Genomic DNA, 15,891 nt, shown 5'->3' on the forward strand with positions numbered 1-15,891 from the left:
CGCCCAAGCACGCCCAATGACGCTGGTCTCGATTCCCGCCAATCCGGTCCCCGAAAACGTCGTCAGCGGCACCATCAAGACCCCTGATGGCGTCGAGCTGCGCTTTGCGCGCTGGGCGCCGCCGGCGAACCGTAAGGGCACGGTCTGCGTCTTCACCGGGCGCAGCGAGCAGATCGAGAAATATTTCGAGACCGTGCGCGACCTGCGCGACCGCGGCTTTGCGGTGGCGATGATCGACTGGCGCGGGCAGGGCCATTCGTCGCGCCGCCTGCGCGATCCGCGCAAGGGCTATGTGCGCGACTTCGCCGATTTCGAAATCGACGTCGAGACCTTCGTGCAGCAGGTGGTGCTGCCGGATTGCCCGCCGCCCTTCTTCGCGCTCGCCCATTCCATGGGCGGCACGGTGCTGCTGCGGGTGGCGCATGCCGGCAAGCGCTGGTTCGACCGAATGGTGCTGTCTGCGCCGATGATCGACCTGCCCGGGCGCACCACCTCGCTCCCCGTGCGTGCGCTGCTCAAGACGATGCGCCTGCTCGGGCAGGGCGGCCGCTACGTCCCCGGCGGCAGCGACCGCCTCACCGGGCTCGAACCCTTCATCAACAATCCCTTGACCAGCGATCCCGTCCGCTATGCGCGCAACGCCGCGATCCTGGAGGAAGACCCGACGCTTGGCCTAGCCTCGCCGACGGTCGCCTGGGCCGATACCGCCTTCCGCGCGATGCACACCTTCAAGCGCGTGAACTACCCCTCCCAGATCCGCCAGCCGATCCTGATGCTGGCGGCCTCCAACGATACCGTGGTCTCGACCGCGGCGATCGAGGAATTCGCCTATCATTTGCGCGCCGGCTCCCATCTCGTGATCGCCGGTGCCAAGCACGAGATCCTCCAGGAGCAGGACCGCTACCGCACCCAGTTCTGGGCCGCCTTCGACGCCTTCGTGCCTGGCACGCCGCTGTTCAAGTGAGAAGAGATCGGGAGCCTCCACGAGGACGGTGAGAATCGGAGTCGAGGAGCGTCCTCATTCTCCGTCATTGCGAGGAGCTCTTGCGACGAAGCAATCCAGGCTATCTCCGCGGCGACAGCCTGGATTGCTTCGCTGCGCTCGCAATGACGAAGCAAGATTCTTTACAGCGTCTTCAGATACTCGATCAGGTCGTAGCGCTCGGCGTCGTCCTTGAACATGCGGCCGATGACGCCGGGGCGCTTCGACTCACCGTCCTTGCGCTCGAAGGAATGGCCGAGCACGCTGTTGCCCTGGATCGGCTTGCCGTCGGAGCCGGTCGCGGAGAACTCCGTTTCACCGGTCTTGCAGCGCTCGTTGGCGGTGACTGCGAAACCGACGCTGTCGGGGTCGTAGTCGCGGCGGCCCATGCAGAATTTTTGCGGACGCTCGTTCTGCGGCTTCAGCAACCAGTACAGCGAAGGCACCGAGCCGTTGTGCAGGTAAGGCGCAGTGGCCCAGATGCCGTTCAAGGGCCGGGCGCGATAGCGCGGGTCAGGCGCCGGATTGAGACAGTTCTTGCGCGCCATATTCCACATTTGCGCCCGTTCGGCCTCCGGGATCTTCTCGTCGTCCATCCATTTGCGGGCGACGAGATCGACCACCGTCATGAGCCCGAGTGCATAGACCATCTCGTTGGGCGATTTGCTCGCGGTCGGGATCTCGCACTGCCACCACGTCTGCAGGTCAGCCGTGTTGACTTTCAGAAAGCCGGGCACGTCGACGGTCCGCTTGCTGAGAACGAGGGACTGCTCGGGATCGGTCTTGATCTCGTCGAGCGGGATCGTCACCGCATTCAGCACCTTGCTGTCGCCGCTCGGCTCCCAGCGCTTCGACGACCAGAAGGCCGGGGTGTTGATGTCAGGCAGATGGCATCCGGAGCACATCTCCGCGTAGATGGCGCGGCCGCGTTCGACCCGATCGGGCTTCAGCTTCCAGGCATCGCCGAGGATGTGCGAGGGCCATTTCGGTGCGAGCAGGCCGCCGAACTTCGGACCATCAGCCGCCTTGAATGGATCGGGGCCTCTCAGCATGTCCTCGATCCAGCCGAGCGTCCTGATGTTCACCGAGGAGCGCCACAGCCTGTCCTGCGGATAGGCATCGGACAAATTGAGCAGCGCCGTCACGCCGAGGGCTTCGCCGGCGTTGCGGATCAGCGGCTGCTCGATCGAGGCGTCGTACTGGGCGAATTTGAACCAGGGCACCGTCCAGATCGCGGGGTAGCTGACCGGCGCGTCCTGGGCGTGCAGGTTCTTCTCGAATCCCTTGACCCCGCTCATTGCGAGGTCCTGCGAAAACACCTGGTTGCCGATGCGGTTGAGGGCATCGAGCCGGCCGAACCCTTCCTCGGTGTCCTGCTGCTGCTTGCCGTCCCAGGTCGTCTTGCCTTCGATCGTCTTCTCGTAAGTCTTGGCCCAGTCGATCAGGAAGCTGCCGATCGTGCTCAGCTTCTGCTTGAGCGCGGCGCGGTCCGCCTTGCTGGCGTCGGGGCCGAGCACGCGATCGGCGAAACGCTGGAAGCGGAACGGGACGTACAGCGTGTAGGCGATCGACAGGCCGGTCGCGAGCTCGAGCTTCTTCAGGTCGGTCATCGCCGGGCCGCCGTCGAAACGGACGTCGATGCCCTGGTAATGGATCTGGCCGGTATGACAGGCGGCGCAGGTCAGTCCGATCATGTCGTCCTCGCGGCGGCTCGTCGCGGGATCGACCACGCCGGTCATGCGCGCGAAGCCGACCGGCAGGCCGTCAACGTTCTCCGCCGGCGTCCAGCGCGTCGACCAGTCCGACGCTTGCGTGGTCTCGTAGACATTGGCGTAGCCGAAGCGGCGCAGCGTCGCCGTGTCGGTCTGGATCGTCTGCGGGCTCGGGATGAAGCCGAAGCGTTCGAGATAGGCGCTGTCCTTGATCAGGCCCGGTTTGGAGAACAGGTGGAGCTGCGGCTGCTCCAGCGCCACGAACCACTCATAGGGCACCGGGAACGTCGCGGTGCCCTGGCTGGCGTGGTGGAACCAATGTCGGTCCTTGAGCGACCAATTCTGCTCGAGCCAATAGGCAGCCTTGGTTTCGGGCATCGCCGGCAGGGGCGGCGGCAGGAGATTCACCAGCACGCCCTTCTGCGGCAGCATGGCACGAACCTGGTTGGGGAATTCGGCGACCGCGACCAGGGCGACGAGGCCGAGGCCGATGACGAACGCCGTGAGCGCGACCGCCCAGCGAAAGCGGAGCTGGCAGGGCGACAGCAGCGGCTGCGATACGATCCGCTGATTGATGCGGTCGGGGAATTGGCGCTGTTCGAACAGCGTGCGCACGTCGGCCACGCTGAGATAGCGCTCTTCGCCCTGCTTGCCCTTGCCGATGATCTTCAAAAGGATGGGCCATTCGAACTTCATCAGCAGCGGGTAGTACCAGCGAGCGGCGCTGCCGGCGCGCTCGAGGTTGTCGCGCATGAAGGTCTTGATTTCCGCGGCGTTGAGGCCGGGCTCGCTGCTGCCAGTGTTCGGGTCGGTGTAGTTCCGGCCGAAGCTCGCGAGCCGCGCGATCTCGTCCTCGTCGATCTTGCCGTCGACGCCGAGGATGCGCGAGCCGGCGCCGCGCTTGTCCAGCGGGCCGCCGCGCAGCGCGTCGAGCTGCGCGCCCGAAAAGATGCTCTTCAGAATGTGCTTGACGCCGTTGGCGATCATCGCGACGCCGCGGACCTGGATGCGGGCCGAGACCTTCTTCAGCCCCGTCTCACCGGTCGCATTGGCGATGGTCTGCGACAGCGTGTTGAGCGGGACGGTGCCGCCCTCGACGAAGCCTTCGCCGACGAGGCCGCGCAGGAACGGGCAGGGATTGTTCGGCGAGACTGGAATCGAGGGATCGAGGGGCGGCTTCGAAGCGGGGTGATGCATGGCCCAAATCCTGAAAGCAGCGAATCTTGAAAAAGCAGGCGCGCTGTTAGAGCGCGGAAAGTCCTAACAAACCGACAGCACGATATACTACTTCAGCGTGTGACGAGTGTGGCCCATTTCACTGTCGCGTCAACAACGAGCAGGCGGTCGCACCGGAACCACGTCGGGCCTGCGGCCCCCTTCGTTCAGGATTCGGCGGCCCGTTTGACGTCGCTCTGGACCAGCGTCAGCTTGCCGAGCGGCACGCCGGCCTTCAGCAGCCCCTCGCGATAATGGGCGATGTCCTCGGGCCGCTTCCAGTGGAAGTTGCGCAAGTGCCTGTCGACATTCAGCGTTGGATAATTTGCCATCAGCACGCGGGCAGCTTCGCTGGCCTCGTCGCTTCGCCCGAGCTGCGCCAACGCCGCGGCGCGGATCGCCAGCGCCTGCATGTGATTCGGGTTGATGTAGAGCTGCTCGCGGGCCCACGACAGCGTCGCGTCATATTGGCGCAGAAGATAGTGACTGAACGCGTTCAGCGCCGACCATTGGTAGCGCGGGTCGCTGTTGTCGCGTTGCGCGGCCATCGAGAACAGCTCGATCGCCTCGCGGTGCTCGCCGATCATGAAATGGCAGATGCCGAGCACGCCGCGCGCGCCATTGTCGTAAGGGTTGAGCGCGACCGCGCGCTTGGCGGCGTCCATTGCCGCCTCGTGATGACCCTCCAATGCGTGCGCCCAGGTCAGGATCGAGAACGCGAAAGAGGAGCGCGGATCGAGCCGGACGCTGGTTTCGGCGAGGCTCATCGCCTCGGCCCACATCTCGCGCGTGCCCTTGACCCAGCCGAACTGAATGCTCTGGATCTGGATCGTGGCGAGATAGGCATGCGCGATCGACAGCTTGGGATCGAGCCCGATGGCCTCGCGGAATAGGTCGACCGCGACGGCCAGATCTTCCTTGGTTTGCCGATAGTAATGCGACAGCCCCTTGAGGAAGCGGTCCCAGGCGGTGACGTCGGTCGAGAGCCGCGCCGGCGCCGAGGCCTCGGCACGGACGATCTCTGTGGCGATGGCGGCGGACAAATTGGTGGTGATCTCGTCCTGCATCGCGAACAAATCGCCGATGTCGCGGTCGTAGCGGCCGGTCCAGAGCTGCTCGCCGGTCTCCGGCGCGATCAACTCGGCGGTGACGCGGATCTTGGCGCCGGCGCGCCGCACCGAGCCCTGGATCAGATAGGAGGCGTCGATCTCGCGCGCGATCAGCCGGGTGCCCACGTTCTTGCCCTTGAAGGCGAAGGTCGAGTTGCGGCTCAGCACCCGGTAGAAGGATTGCAGCGACAGCGCGTGGATCAGGTCCTCGGTGAGGCCGTCGGAGAAATATTCGTCCTGGGCGTCGCTGAGATTGGCAAAGGGCAGCACGCCGACGATGGCCGTTCGGTACTGCTGCGACAGCGCCGAGGCCTCACGGAGCTCGGGGGCAAGCGCCGGCGCCCCTTCGGGCGTCCAGGTAAAGACCCCGATCGCATCCTTGATGTTCTTGAAGCGATGGTTGCCGGCATCGGTCAGCGGCACGGTGAGATGCTTGCTCGCCTCCCGGTAGGCCTTGGCCGAGATCGCGAAGCCGCCGGGGCTCGCCACCGATTCCAGGCGGACGGCGATGTTGACATCGTCGCCGAAGACCTCGTCCTCGTCGGCGATGACGTCGCCCATGTGGATGCCGAGCCGGAACTGCATGGCGCGGTCGGCCGGCAGATGGCGGTTGCGTTCGGCCATCAGCGTCTGCATCGCGATCGCCGCCTCGGCGGCGCCGACGATCGAGGCGAATTCCAGCAGGAAGCCGTCGCCGGTGTTCTTCACGACGCGGCCGCCGTGATTGAGGATGATGGGATGGATCGCGGCGCGATGGGCCTTGAAGGCGGCATGGGTGCCGGCCTCGTCGCTGCCCATCATGCGCGAATAGCCGGCGACATCGGCGCAGACGATGGCGGCCAGACGTCTTTCCATATCCTCAAAGCTCCAAGGGACCAGATGACCGGCCACAGCGTGGCGGTTGCCGCGAATCCCGCATTTCAAGAACCCCGCCTTTATAGAGCAGATGCGCCGCAGCGGAAGCATGATCCGCATTGCAAATTCGAGGTAAATCCTGCGCAATCCCGGCGGTGGACGGGAACGGGCGAACCGACTAAGCGGAACCAGGACCGCCAGGACGGCAGCGGAGGACCTTCATGCTGGGCATTCACGAGATCGGGCTTTTCATCCTCTCGGGCGTGGTGCTCAACATCACGCCGGGGCCGGATTCGGTCTATGTGATCGGCCGCAGCATGCAGATGGGCTGGCGGGGCGGCGCCGCTGCCGCCCTGGGCATCAGTTGCGGCTGCTTCGTCCATGTCGCGGGCGCGGCGATCGGGCTTTCGGCTCTGCTGATGGCCTCGTCCACGGCCTTTTCGATCCTGAAGCTGGTCGGCGCGGCCTATCTCGTCGTGACCGGTCTTCAGATGCTGTGGTCGCGCCGGACGCTGGCTTCAGACCTGGACGAGCCGGTGCGGAGCTCATTGCAGCGGGTCTTCCTCCAGGGTGTCTTCACCAACGCGCTCAATCCCAAGGTCGCGCTGTTCTTCCTCGCCTTTCTGCCGCAATTCGTCGCAGCCGATGCCCCGCACAAGCCGCTCGCCTTCCTGACGCTCGGCCTGATCTTCATCTTTACGGGGACACTGTGGTGCCTGGTGCTGGCGGCGTTCGCCGCCAGAGCCGCCTACCGGCTGCGCAAGTCCGAGGGCGCGATCGCCTGGGTCAACCGCGCGCTCGGCGGCCTCTTCATCTATCTCGGCATCCGCGTCGCCATGCTGGAGACGCGGTAGGTCGTTCTAGTGAATGAGAAGCGGTCCGATCGAGGCTGCGCTCGGGAGGTTTCGATGATCCGTGGAAGCTGTCTGTGTGGCACCGTGCGGTTCGAGATCGAGAAGGTGCGCGCGCTGACGCACTGCCATTGCGTCAATTGCCGCAAGCTGAGCGGCGCGGCCTTCGCCACCTACGCGCATGTCGATGCCGACAAGTTTCGCTTCGTGGCGGGCGAGGACATGACGGCATCTTACGAATCCTCGCCGGGCAGTATCCGCTATCGTTGCAGGACCTGCGGCTGCCCGACGCCGGGCAAGGCGAGCTATCTCCCGACCGTCAGCATTCCCGCTGGCCTGCTCGATGACGACCCGGAAGTCCGGCCTCGCCTCCACGTTTTCACCTCGTCGCGCGCGTCGTGGTGGACAATCCAGGACGACCTGCCCCAGCACGAAAAATGGGTGCCGGGCTACGGGCCGAAATCGTAAGGCGCTTAAGCGAATTCCTTCGCCAGCGCGCTGCCGGCGAGGTAAAGGCCGAGCAGGATCATCGCGATCAGGAACCAGCGGCGAAACGCCTCCGCCGGCATCCGCGCCCGCACCGATTGGCCGATGAACATGCCGGCAAAGGCCATGGCGAGTCCGATCGCGCCCGGCACGACATTGGCGGGCGTGAGCAATCCGACCGCGGTCAGGTTGAAGGCGAGCGCCAGCGTCGCGGTGGTGAAAAACACCCCAAGCGCCTGCACCAATTCGTCCTTCTCCATGCCGATCGCCTGCATGAACGGCATCGACGGGATCACCTGCACGCCTGTTGAGGCCGAAATCACCCCGGTGATGACGCCGACCACGCCGCCGACCCATTTCTCGTTCTCGGGCGCGACGCGGAAGTGGAACTTGTTCAGTCCGATCACGGCGTAGACGACGAGCAGGGCGCCCAGCACGATCGTGCCGTAGCGCGCATGCGGCCCGGTCAGCGCGCCGGCATTGAGCCAGCAGCCGACCACGGTGCCGATCATCAGCGGCCACAGCCGCCGCAGGATGTCGCGCAAATGCGGGCCGACGAAGGTCTGCCAGATGTTGGTGACGATGGCGGGAACGATGACGATGGCGATGGCGCGGCTCGGCGCCATGCTCACGGCGAGCAGGCCCATCGACACCGTCGGCAGGCCGAGCCCGACCACGCCCTTGACGAATCCGGCGAGCAGGAACACGGCGGCGATGAGGATGAGCAGCGGGTCGATCATGCCAGCACATTGACCGAAGCCGCGCCGGCGCACAATCTGGAGGTTACGGAGAGAGCCTTCGGCCTCAACGAAGGCTCAGGGAGCTCAGGGAGACATCGCATGCGCTTCGACCTGGTCGATCTCCAGCTCTTCATCGCCGTCGCCGACCAGCGAAGCATCACCCGCGGCGCGGAGCGCTCGCACCTCGCGCTGGCCTCGGCCAGCGCGCGTATCAAGGGGCTCGAGGATGCGCTCGGCGTCGCGCTGCTCAAGCGCGGGCGCCGCGGCGTCGAGTTGACCGCGGCCGGCGAGAGCCTGCTCGATCATGCCAGGCTCGTGATCCATCAGATCGACGCCATGCGCGGCGATCTCGCCGGCTTTGCCAGCGGCGTGCGCGCCAGCGTGCATTTCCTCGCCAACACGTCGGGCCTGTCTGAGCATCTGCCGAAGGCGCTCGCCGGCTTCCTGCGCCAGCATCGCGACGTCGCCGTCGACATCGAGGAGCGCGAGAGCACCGATATCGCGGCGGCGATCACCGCAGGCGCCGCCGATCTCGGCTTCGCCGCCGAGCACGCGCTGCCCGAGCATATCGAGCGCTTTCCCTTCAGCGAGGATCGCCTGACGCTGGTGACGTCGAAACGCGGCCCGTTCGCCGGCCGCCGCCAGATCGACTTTCAGGAGGCAGGGGCTTGCGACTTCGTCGGCCTCACCAGCGCCACCGCGCTCCAGATGCACATCTCGAAGCACGCCGCGCGGCTCGGCATGCGGCCGCATTTCCGCGCGCGCCTGCGCGACTTCGACGCGATCTGCCAGATGGTCGCGGCCGATGTCGGCGTGGCGCTGGTGCCCGAAGCCGCCGCCCGCCGCTGTGCCAGGACCATGCCGCTCGCCATGGTCCGCCTGCGCGATGCCTTCGCCAACCGCCGCCTCGTGATCTGCGCGCGCAGCTTCAAGGCGCTGCCAAGGCCGGCCAAGCTGCTGGTGGAGCATTTGCGAGCCGAGGCGGTGTGAGGAGCTGTTACCCTCCCCTGGAGGGTCAATCGCAATTGAATTTTGCAGAGGTCGTCATGCCCGGGCTTGTCCCGGGCATCCACGTTCTTTGTGCCGCGTGGAAAGGCGTGGATGGCCGGGACAAGCCCGGCCATGACGCTGCCATAGCGGCATCTCATATGCGATAGCCCTGGCCCTCCAGGGGAGGGTAAGACACCTACTTCGCCATCTCCGCTCCCGCGTCGGTGATGCAAGCCCTCCGCCCGCGCGCTACTGGTTCAAAAGCTTCAACGCTGCCTCGTGCACCCGCGCGTCGCCAGCGGCGATGATGCGGCCGCCGCCCTGGGCCGGCTTGCCTTCCCAGGTGGTGACGACGCCGCCGGCGCCGGTCACGATCGGGATCAGTGCCGCGATGTCATAGGGCTTCAGCTCGGTCTCGACCACGAGGTCGACGTGGCCCGCGGCAAGCATGCAATAGGAGTAGCAGTCGCCGCCATAGCGCGACAGCCGCGCGCTCTTCTCGATGTGGCCGAAGATGGCGCGGTCGCGCTCGTTCATCAGCAGCGGGCTGGTGGTGTAGGTCGTGGCCTCCGACAGCGAAGCGCAGCGGCGGACCTGGAGCCGGCGCTCGCCCGACGGCCCTTTATAATTGGCCGAACCGTTGTCGCCGGAAAAGCGCTCGCCGATGAAGGGCTGGTGCATCATGCCGAACACCGGCGTGCCCTTGTGCAACAGCGCGATCAGCGTGCCCCAGATCGGAAAGCCGCCGATGAAGGATTTGGTGCCGTCGATGGGGTCGAGCACCCAGACATAGTCGGCGTCCTCGCGCTCGTTGCCGAATTCCTCGCCGACGATGCCGTGCTGGGGGAAGTTGGCCTTGATCAGCCGCCGCATCACCGCCTCCGCGGCGCGGTCGGCCTCCGTCACCGGGTCGAAATCCTTGGTCTTGCTCTTGTCGTCGATCGACAGCGAGGTGCGGAAGAACGGCAGGATGGTTTCGCCGGAGGCGGTGGCGAGCCGACCGATGAAGGCGGAGAAGTCGATCACCGTCACAGGCGAAATCCTCGAAGCGAAGTTGGAGAGCTTGCCTCCTGCCTAGCTCAATTCGACTGCCGCGTGCAGCGCTGTCTTGATGTTGCTCCCTGGTATTTTGGATGCCGGGGCGGGCTGCCCCATTCCAGTCATCTGCTGGCCAAATATCGATCATGGAGTTGAAATCTTAGTTCCGACCTTGCCTTGTTCGTATGCAAATGACTATCAACCCATTGAATCTCCTTATCAAAGAAACTGAATCTGGGTTTCCATAGAAGCAACTGAGCCATGTGCGATTTGCATGGGAAACCGCGCAAAAGCCCTTGCACTTTGTGCGGCGCGGTCGCATATTGTTGCGGTGCGGTAGCGCCTCGCGTTACCGCTGCCCTCCTTGGGCGTTTCCTCCCTAGACTTGGGCCGCTTGCGTCATTCGCGAGCGGCCCTTTTTTCTTAGCCCCGCCGTTTTCATTTGGGGCGCGCAAGCTTGCGAAGCGAAAACGCAGTCGCGCGCAAGGCCTCGTCGTTTCGGAGAGAAGCTGCGTCCTATTCCGCCGCGGCCTGGAACGGGCCGAGATCGGCGAACGGAATCGTGGTCGCCAGCACGTCGGCGAGAACGCCGAAGTCGGAGGCCACTTGCGCAAAGCGAGCGCCGCGCTCGCGCCGCCGCTCGTCCATGTAGATCGCGCGGTTGAGCTCGAGCTGCACGGCGTGCAGGCCGCTCGCGGGATTGCCGTAATGCTCGGTGATGAAGCCGCCGGCATAGGGCTTGTTGCGGCCGATCGAATAGCCGAGCCCGCTCATGGTCTCCTCGACGCGATCGGGCAAGAGCGGCGTGCAGCTGGTGCCGTAGCGATCGCCGATTACGACGTCGGGCCGGCGCGGCTCGTCCCTGCTGACGCCGACCGAGGGCATCGAGTGGCAGTCGACCAGCACCACCGTGCCGAACATCTGGTGCACCTTGTTGATCAGCCGGCGCAGCGCGCGATGGTAGGGCTTGTACAGCGTCTCGATCCGCCCCAGCGCATCGTCGACCAGGAGGCGGTCGCGATAGATCTCCTGGCCGTCGCCCACCACGCGCGGAATGGTGCCGAGGCCGCCGGCGACCCGCATCGAGCGGGTGTTGGCGAAGCTCGGCAGCCGGCCAGTGAACATGCGCGGGTCGAGCTCATAGGGCTCGCGGTTGACGTCGACATAGGAGCGGGGAAAGTTGACCCGCACCGTCGGAAAGCCGCGCGCGCTCAGATGGCCGATCAGCTCATCCATGAACGAATCTTCCGACCGTCGCAGCGTGGGCAGGTCGATCCGCGACGCCGCCAGGAATTCTTCAGGATAGGTCGAGCCGGAATGCGGCGAGTTGAAGATGACGGGCGCGCGCCATTCGGCAGGCTCGAAGATCTCGAAGGCTGGCGACATGTCGCCGTCAAAGCGGGTCATCTTCTCAGGCTTCGTCCCTTCGTGCCGCACGATCCGGACAAGCTCCGGGTCCAATGATTCGGCCGATCTCGCGGCTCTTATGTGTCGTCATTGTCCGGAATCGCAACCATTCTGCCAAGCGAAAAGATGTCATGGCCCCTTGGAACACGTCTTAACCGTGCAGGCATCGGGATGGGGACGGGCCGGTCCGGCTCGATTGATCTGGACCTCGTTCCGGTCCACAAAGAGCCGGCAGCGGGGCCGGCGCAGGGTTAAGATTTTCACCCCAAATTTACCCTCTGTCGGGCTTAGTGACCTCTGCTGATATCCTCTGGGGATTCGACGTTTCCTGCCATGCCAAAGATCCTGCTCGCCGAAGACGACAACGACATGCGCCGTTTCCTGGTCAAGGCGCTGGAAAACGCCGGTTTTCAGGTCTCGTCCCACGACAACGGCATGGCCGCCTATCAGCGGCTGCGGGAAGAGCCGTTCGAGATGCTGTTGACCGATATCGTGATGCCGGAAATGGACGGCATCGAGCTCGCCCGCCGAGCCTCGGAACTCGACCCCGACATCAAGATCATGTTCATCACTGGCTTTGCCGCGGTCGCCCTGAACTCGGATTCGGACGCCCCCAAGAACGCCAAGGTCCTGTCCAAGCCGGTGCATCTGCGCGAATTGGTCAGCGAAGTGAACAAGATGCTGGCGGCCTGAATCGGCCCCCTTCCGTCCTTGCGCCGGCTCCCCTGAGCCGTTATAGGGACCCCACCCGACACAAGTGGACTTTAGGGCACGTAGCTCAGCGGGAGAGCACTACCTTGACATGGTAGGGGTCACAGGTTCGATCCCTGTCGTGCCCACCACGCTTCGCCTTCGGCTTCGCGTGGCACAGCCTGGAAGATTGCGGCGAAGCGTGTCCGGCGTAGCTCGAAGAGCGAAGACGGACTGGTGCGGCTTGCTCGAAAGCTTCTAGCCCGTTGCAGCGACGCGCAATCCGGCCGCAGTTTCCCGGCCGCTGTCCCGGATGACCCTGCACTCCATCCGGGCTACAATGACATCTCCGACACGAGGCCGCCCATGACCGTGTCCGTCATCGAGCAAGCGAAGATCCAGGCGCAGGTGCTGGTGCCGCTGATCAAGACGTTGCAGGCCGAGCTCGGCGAGGCGCGCGCCAATGCGCTGGTGCGCAAGGCGCTCGGCGATCTCTATCGCGGCTTCGGCGAGGCGTTCTGGAAGGCCAAGAACGAGAGCAATCTCGGCAAGGCCGTGTCGTCGGCCTTCAAAACTTATGCCCGCGACGATGCGCTCGCTTATGACGTGATCGAACAGACGGCGGACGCCTTCGCGTTCGACGTGACGCGCTGCGCCTATGCCGAGTTCTACAAGGCCCTGGGCGAGCCCGAACTCGGCTTCCTGCTGATCTGCACCGCGGACTTTGCGACCGCGGATGGGTTCGGTCCCGACGTCAGGCTCACGCGCACGCAGACCATCATGCAGGGCGCCTCTCATTGCGATTTCCGCTACCGCCGGGATGGAGGCGGATCACAGTGAGAGGAGCGATGCGGACGATCTGTCTCGCCATGGCGATGCTGGCGCTGATGGCGCCGCGCGCCGACGCCGCGATCGTCGACTGGCAAGCCGAGCTCCAGCGCTGCCGCAGCTTGCGCCAGAACGTGGCGCCGCTGCTTCAGGCCGGCGAGGGGATCTCCGCCGTCGGCCGCTCCAGCAGGTCCGTCCGCCGCTGCATCTGGATCCAGCGGATGGCGGTGCGGAAGAAAATTCCCGGCGCGGAGGTGTGGTAGCCTGACCGAGCTCATGGCCCCGGCGTGACGAAGGCCGAGATGATCGTGCCGTCGTTGCCGAGCGCGATGTGCCAGTGCGAGGCTGCGCCACCCTGATGCCAGACGGAATAGACGTCCTGTCCTTGTGCGTTCACACCGAGGAATTCGATCGAGGTGATCGGACCCATTTCGGCAAGGCCCGGCTGCAGGCGCGGCAATTGCTTGCGTGTCGCCTCGGCCAAGTCGGCGCTCATCTCGCCGTAATTGGGCTGGCCCGATGCGACGCTCTCGATCAGACGGCGAAGCGCGGCCGCGGTCCCGGGATTGGCGGACCGGCTGCTCATACGAGACTCGATCGCGCGTTGGAGCTCTTGCGCCGTGCTCGTGTCGATGCGTGGCATGGTGTGATCGTTGCCGTGCTGGCGCAGGATCACGGCGGTAGGCACCCCATCCGGCCCGAGGGTAAACCGTAGCTCGACATCGATCTCCCGCGCGGCGAATTCCGTTTCGCCCACCGCGTAATATTGCGCCGAGCTTTGACCGCTCAGCCGTCCGGACAGATGATCCTGTTCACGCGTCACGGTGAAGACGGCGCTATGGAATTGGTATGTTCCGGCATAACGATCCAGCACCGCCTGCGGCAACTGAGTTTCTTTGGCTCTCGAGCGGAGCTGATCCGCAGCATCGGTCTTGGTGCTTTCCTCGTTGCTGCGGCCCGAGCCGGCCTGCTCCGCAGAACGGATTCGGGCCGCCAGGACATTCCAATCGGCCAGCCCGAATAACCTCGCGATGAGCTCGAGGCTCTCGCTGACGGTGAGGGAGACCGATCGGGCGTTGAGGGATTCTCGGAGCGTCTGCGCCATGGCTTTGGCGTCGCGGAAATCGCGCATACTCTGTTCCTTTGCAACATGAACGGAGAATGTCAGGGCTTGCGTTACTGACCCGTTCGCGTGAGCAAAGGAAGCGGGCGGCGGTCCGATACACTTCACCATACCCCGAAGGGCGCAAGCGGCCGGCGGTATCAACCTTTCGAAATTTTGCTTGAGAGCGCCATGCTTGTCAACCGACGTCGTCGGCGTCTCGACATGGATCACGCATCACTCTTCCGTTGATGCACGACGCGCAGGCTGCAGCAGCAAGTCCTTCAGTCCGGTCGGATAGAGCTTCGGCCCGCCGTCCAGGTCGAGATCGGCAAGGTCGAACCACCGCGCGACGATCTGCTCTCCATTGTCCTCGCGGAAGTCGATGCGCTCCCGGCCGGCGAATGCGCCATCCGGAAACGCGACCTCCGCGATGTACATCACCTCGTGCCCGGTCGATCCCTCGTGCACAAAGATGTTCTCCAGCATCAAGGGCTCACCCACGATGCCGACGTCGACGCCGAGCTCTTCGTTGAATTCCCGCACCAAGGCCGCGCGCCAGCTCTCGCCGAACTCGATCTCGCCGCCGAGCGGGCGCACCCCCTTGATCCGCCCCGCATCGTCGCGCACCTCGGCCGCCAGCAGCCGCCCGCCGCGCCAATGCAGGCCGATCGCGACGACGCGGATACCGGGATGTGGGCGCCAAGTGGTCATGGCGGATCGTTAATCCGTGTCGCATGCTTTCGCAACGAGGGACGAGATCGTGTGCTTGCGATGGCGAGATGAGAGACCCGTCACTCCACCAGATACTTCTTCACCGCCGCTTCGTCCCACGCGATCCCGTTGCCCGGCTCCTCGCTCGGCAGCGCAAAGCCGTCCTTGATCTGCAGCCGCGTTGCCAGCACCGCGTCGGCCCAGTCGACATATTCCAGCCAATGCGCGGTCGGCGTCACGCAGAGCAGATGCGCGCTGACTTCAGAGAACAGGTGCGACGACATCTCGATGCCGGCAGCATGGGCAAGCGAAGCGGCGCGGAGCCAGCCGGTGACGCCGCCAATGCGCTGGACATCAGGCATCACGTAGTCGCAGGCCTCTGCCGAGAGCGCGGCTTGCATGGAAAACGCGCTGTCAAAATTCTCGCCGATCTGGACCGGCGTCTGCAGCGCGTCGGCAATGCGGGCGCAACCGGCATGATCGTCGTGGCGGATCGGCTCCTCGATCCAGCTGAGGCCCTCGTCGTCGAGCATCTCACCGCGGCGGATCGCTTCGGTGACCGTCAGCGCCTGGTTGTAGTCGCACATCAGCGTGACCTCGTCGCCGACGGCCTTGCGCACCGCGCGCACGACGGCGAGATCCTCCCGCGCATCGCGTCGGCCGACGCGGATCTTTGCGGCGTGAAACCCCTCGGCCAGCAGCTTGTGGGCTTCCTCCACCGCGGCGCCTGCCGGCATGATGCCGAGCCCCTTCGAGTTGTAGGCGCGCACTGGCTTCGGCGTGCCGCCGAGCAGGCGGGCGAGCGGCAGGCCGCGCGAGCGCGCCAGCGCGTCCCATGCCGCCATGTCGATGCCGGATTGCGCCAGCCGCTGCAGGCCGGCGAGGCCCAGCAGCGTGAAGCGCTGGCTCAGCTTGCGCTCGATCTCGAACGGCAGCAGCTCGTCGCCGGCGACGAGGTCCGACATTTCCGTGACCATCGCCGCCAGCGGCTTCAAGGCCGAGGGCGTGAGCGAGAACAGATAGGAATGACCCACCGCGCCGTGGTCGGTCTCGCAGTCGATCAGCACCAGCGGTGCCTTGGCGACCGCCCCGGTCGCGGTCTGGAGCGGCAGGTTCATCGGCACGATCACGGGACGTGCCTGGAAGCGCTTGATGCGGACGGTCTCGGTCAT

General features: G+C 65.1%; 15 protein-coding genes and 1 tRNA gene. 8 read left to right on the forward strand and 8 right to left on the reverse strand.

What is annotated here, in order from left to right; translation table 11 throughout:
• Positions 1-16 precede the first annotated feature (16 nt).
• Positions 17-964, forward strand: a complete 948-nt coding sequence (locus I6F37_RS24550) for an alpha/beta fold hydrolase (RefSeq protein ID WP_057028207.1) — start codon at positions 17-19, stop codon at positions 962-964.
• A 161-nt stretch (positions 965-1,125) separates the two neighbouring features.
• On the opposite strand, the gene I6F37_RS24555 is transcribed toward I6F37_RS24550, so the two are convergent.
• On the reverse strand, positions 1,126-3,891 hold the full coding sequence (locus tag I6F37_RS24555; RefSeq protein ID WP_225152949.1) for a di-heme-cytochrome C peroxidase: 2,766 nt from the start codon (positions 3,889-3,891) through the stop codon (positions 1,126-1,128).
• A 185-nt stretch (positions 3,892-4,076) separates the two neighbouring features.
• Positions 4,077-5,873 (reverse strand): adenylate/guanylate cyclase domain-containing protein, encoded by a 1,797-nt coding sequence (locus tag I6F37_RS24560; protein ID WP_225134579.1) that lies wholly within the window; start codon positions 5,871-5,873, stop codon positions 4,077-4,079.
• Positions 5,874-6,094: 221 nt separating this feature from the next.
• On the opposite strand from I6F37_RS24560, the gene I6F37_RS24565 reads away from it, so the two are divergent.
• Both I6F37_RS24565 and I6F37_RS24570 read left to right on the forward strand, forming a co-directional pair.
• Positions 6,095-6,727 carry a LysE family translocator gene (locus tag I6F37_RS24565; RefSeq protein ID WP_225152951.1) on the forward strand — a complete coding sequence of 211 codons (633 nt, stop codon included), beginning with the start codon at positions 6,095-6,097 and terminating at the stop codon, positions 6,725-6,727.
• Positions 6,728-6,781: 54 nt separating this feature from the next.
• Entirely contained in the window at positions 6,782-7,192 is a 411-nt protein-coding gene (locus tag I6F37_RS24570; RefSeq protein WP_036021404.1) for a GFA family protein, read from the forward strand.
• Positions 7,193-7,197: 5 nt separating this feature from the next.
• Here the strand turns inward: I6F37_RS24570 and I6F37_RS24575 are convergent, their stop codons facing one another.
• Positions 7,198-7,950, reverse strand: a complete 753-nt coding sequence (locus tag I6F37_RS24575) for a sulfite exporter TauE/SafE family protein (protein WP_036021408.1) — start codon at positions 7,948-7,950, stop codon at positions 7,198-7,200.
• A gap of 99 nt (positions 7,951-8,049) precedes the next feature.
• On the opposite strand from I6F37_RS24575, the gene I6F37_RS24580 reads away from it, so the two are divergent.
• Positions 8,050-8,940, forward strand: a complete 891-nt coding sequence (locus I6F37_RS24580) for a LysR substrate-binding domain-containing protein (RefSeq protein ID WP_225152953.1) — start codon at positions 8,050-8,052, stop codon at positions 8,938-8,940.
• A 249-nt stretch (positions 8,941-9,189) separates the two neighbouring features.
• On the opposite strand, the gene hisN is transcribed toward I6F37_RS24580, so the two are convergent.
• Complete coding sequence (hisN, locus tag I6F37_RS24585; protein WP_035997821.1) at positions 9,190-9,972, reverse strand: histidinol-phosphatase; 783 nt, start codon at positions 9,970-9,972, stop codon at positions 9,190-9,192.
• Between the two features lie 522 nt (positions 9,973-10,494).
• Positions 10,495-11,385 carry an N-formylglutamate amidohydrolase gene (locus tag I6F37_RS24590; protein ID WP_035997849.1) on the reverse strand — a complete coding sequence of 297 codons (891 nt, stop codon included), beginning with the start codon at positions 11,383-11,385 and terminating at the stop codon, positions 10,495-10,497.
• A 333-nt stretch (positions 11,386-11,718) separates the two neighbouring features.
• Between I6F37_RS24590 and cpdR the strand changes: the two genes are divergently transcribed.
• The 4 genes from cpdR to I6F37_RS24610 all read left to right on the forward strand — a co-directional run bounded on the left by cpdR (position 11,719) and on the right by I6F37_RS24610 (position 13,166).
• Positions 11,719-12,078 carry a cell cycle two-component system response regulator CpdR gene (gene cpdR / locus I6F37_RS24595; RefSeq protein ID WP_007597092.1) on the forward strand — a complete coding sequence of 120 codons (360 nt, stop codon included), beginning with the start codon at positions 11,719-11,721 and terminating at the stop codon, positions 12,076-12,078.
• Positions 12,079-12,152: 74 nt separating this feature from the next.
• Positions 12,153-12,227, forward strand: a tRNA-Val gene (locus I6F37_RS24600).
• Positions 12,228-12,441: 214 nt separating this feature from the next.
• Entirely contained in the window at positions 12,442-12,915 is a 474-nt protein-coding gene (locus tag I6F37_RS24605; RefSeq protein ID WP_225152955.1) for an L-2-amino-thiazoline-4-carboxylic acid hydrolase, read from the forward strand.
• Positions 12,916-12,923: 8 nt separating this feature from the next.
• On the forward strand, positions 12,924-13,166 hold the full coding sequence (locus I6F37_RS24610; RefSeq protein ID WP_035997826.1) for a hypothetical protein: 243 nt from the start codon (positions 12,924-12,926) through the stop codon (positions 13,164-13,166).
• Between the two features lie 11 nt (positions 13,167-13,177).
• On the opposite strand, the gene I6F37_RS24615 is transcribed toward I6F37_RS24610, so the two are convergent.
• The 3 genes from I6F37_RS24615 to I6F37_RS24625 form a co-directional block, all read right to left on the reverse strand.
• Positions 13,178-14,035: a glyoxalase superfamily protein gene (locus I6F37_RS24615; protein ID WP_035997829.1), complete on the reverse strand. Its 858-nt coding sequence runs from the start codon at positions 14,033-14,035 to the stop codon at positions 13,178-13,180.
• 207 nt (positions 14,036-14,242) lie between these two features.
• Entirely contained in the window at positions 14,243-14,719 is a 477-nt protein-coding gene (locus I6F37_RS24620; protein ID WP_225152957.1) for an NUDIX hydrolase, read from the reverse strand.
• 80 nt (positions 14,720-14,799) lie between these two features.
• On the reverse strand, positions 14,800-15,891 hold the full coding sequence (locus tag I6F37_RS24625; RefSeq protein ID WP_036021436.1) for an enolase C-terminal domain-like protein: 1,092 nt from the start codon (positions 15,889-15,891) through the stop codon (positions 14,800-14,802).

Source organism: Bradyrhizobium sp. NBAIM08 (genome assembly GCF_020193935.1).
GTDB classification, from domain to species: domain Bacteria; phylum Pseudomonadota; class Alphaproteobacteria; order Rhizobiales; family Xanthobacteraceae; genus Bradyrhizobium; species Bradyrhizobium yuanmingense.

Excerpts from the sequence above, each read along its gene's own strand:
- I6F37_RS24550 (WP_057028207.1), top strand. The coding sequence starts at position 17 with ATGACGCTGGTCTCGATTCCCGCCAATCCGGTCCCCGAAAACGTCGTC.
- I6F37_RS24555 (WP_225152949.1), bottom strand. The coding sequence starts at position 3,891 with ATGCATCACCCCGCTTCGAAGCCGCCCCTCGATCCCTCGATTCCAGTC.
- I6F37_RS24560 (WP_225134579.1), bottom strand. The coding sequence starts at position 5,873 with ATGGAAAGACGTCTGGCCGCCATCGTCTGCGCCGATGTCGCCGGCTAT.
- I6F37_RS24565 (WP_225152951.1), top strand. The coding sequence starts at position 6,095 with ATGCTGGGCATTCACGAGATCGGGCTTTTCATCCTCTCGGGCGTGGTG.
- I6F37_RS24570 (WP_036021404.1), top strand. The coding sequence starts at position 6,782 with ATGATCCGTGGAAGCTGTCTGTGTGGCACCGTGCGGTTCGAGATCGAG.
- I6F37_RS24575 (WP_036021408.1), bottom strand. The coding sequence starts at position 7,950 with ATGATCGACCCGCTGCTCATCCTCATCGCCGCCGTGTTCCTGCTCGCC.
- I6F37_RS24580 (WP_225152953.1), top strand. The coding sequence starts at position 8,050 with ATGCGCTTCGACCTGGTCGATCTCCAGCTCTTCATCGCCGTCGCCGAC.
- I6F37_RS24590 (WP_035997849.1), bottom strand. The coding sequence starts at position 11,385 with ATGACCCGCTTTGACGGCGACATGTCGCCAGCCTTCGAGATCTTCGAG.
- cpdR (WP_007597092.1), top strand. The coding sequence starts at position 11,719 with ATGCCAAAGATCCTGCTCGCCGAAGACGACAACGACATGCGCCGTTTC.
- I6F37_RS24605 (WP_225152955.1), top strand. The coding sequence starts at position 12,442 with ATGACCGTGTCCGTCATCGAGCAAGCGAAGATCCAGGCGCAGGTGCTG.
- I6F37_RS24610 (WP_035997826.1), top strand. The coding sequence starts at position 12,924 with ATGCGGACGATCTGTCTCGCCATGGCGATGCTGGCGCTGATGGCGCCG.
- I6F37_RS24615 (WP_035997829.1), bottom strand. The coding sequence starts at position 14,035 with ATGCGCGATTTCCGCGACGCCAAAGCCATGGCGCAGACGCTCCGAGAA.
- I6F37_RS24620 (WP_225152957.1), bottom strand. The coding sequence starts at position 14,719 with ATGACCACTTGGCGCCCACATCCCGGTATCCGCGTCGTCGCGATCGGC.
- I6F37_RS24625 (WP_036021436.1), bottom strand. The coding sequence starts at position 15,891 with ATGACCGAGACCGTCCGCATCAAGCGCTTCCAGGCACGTCCCGTGATC.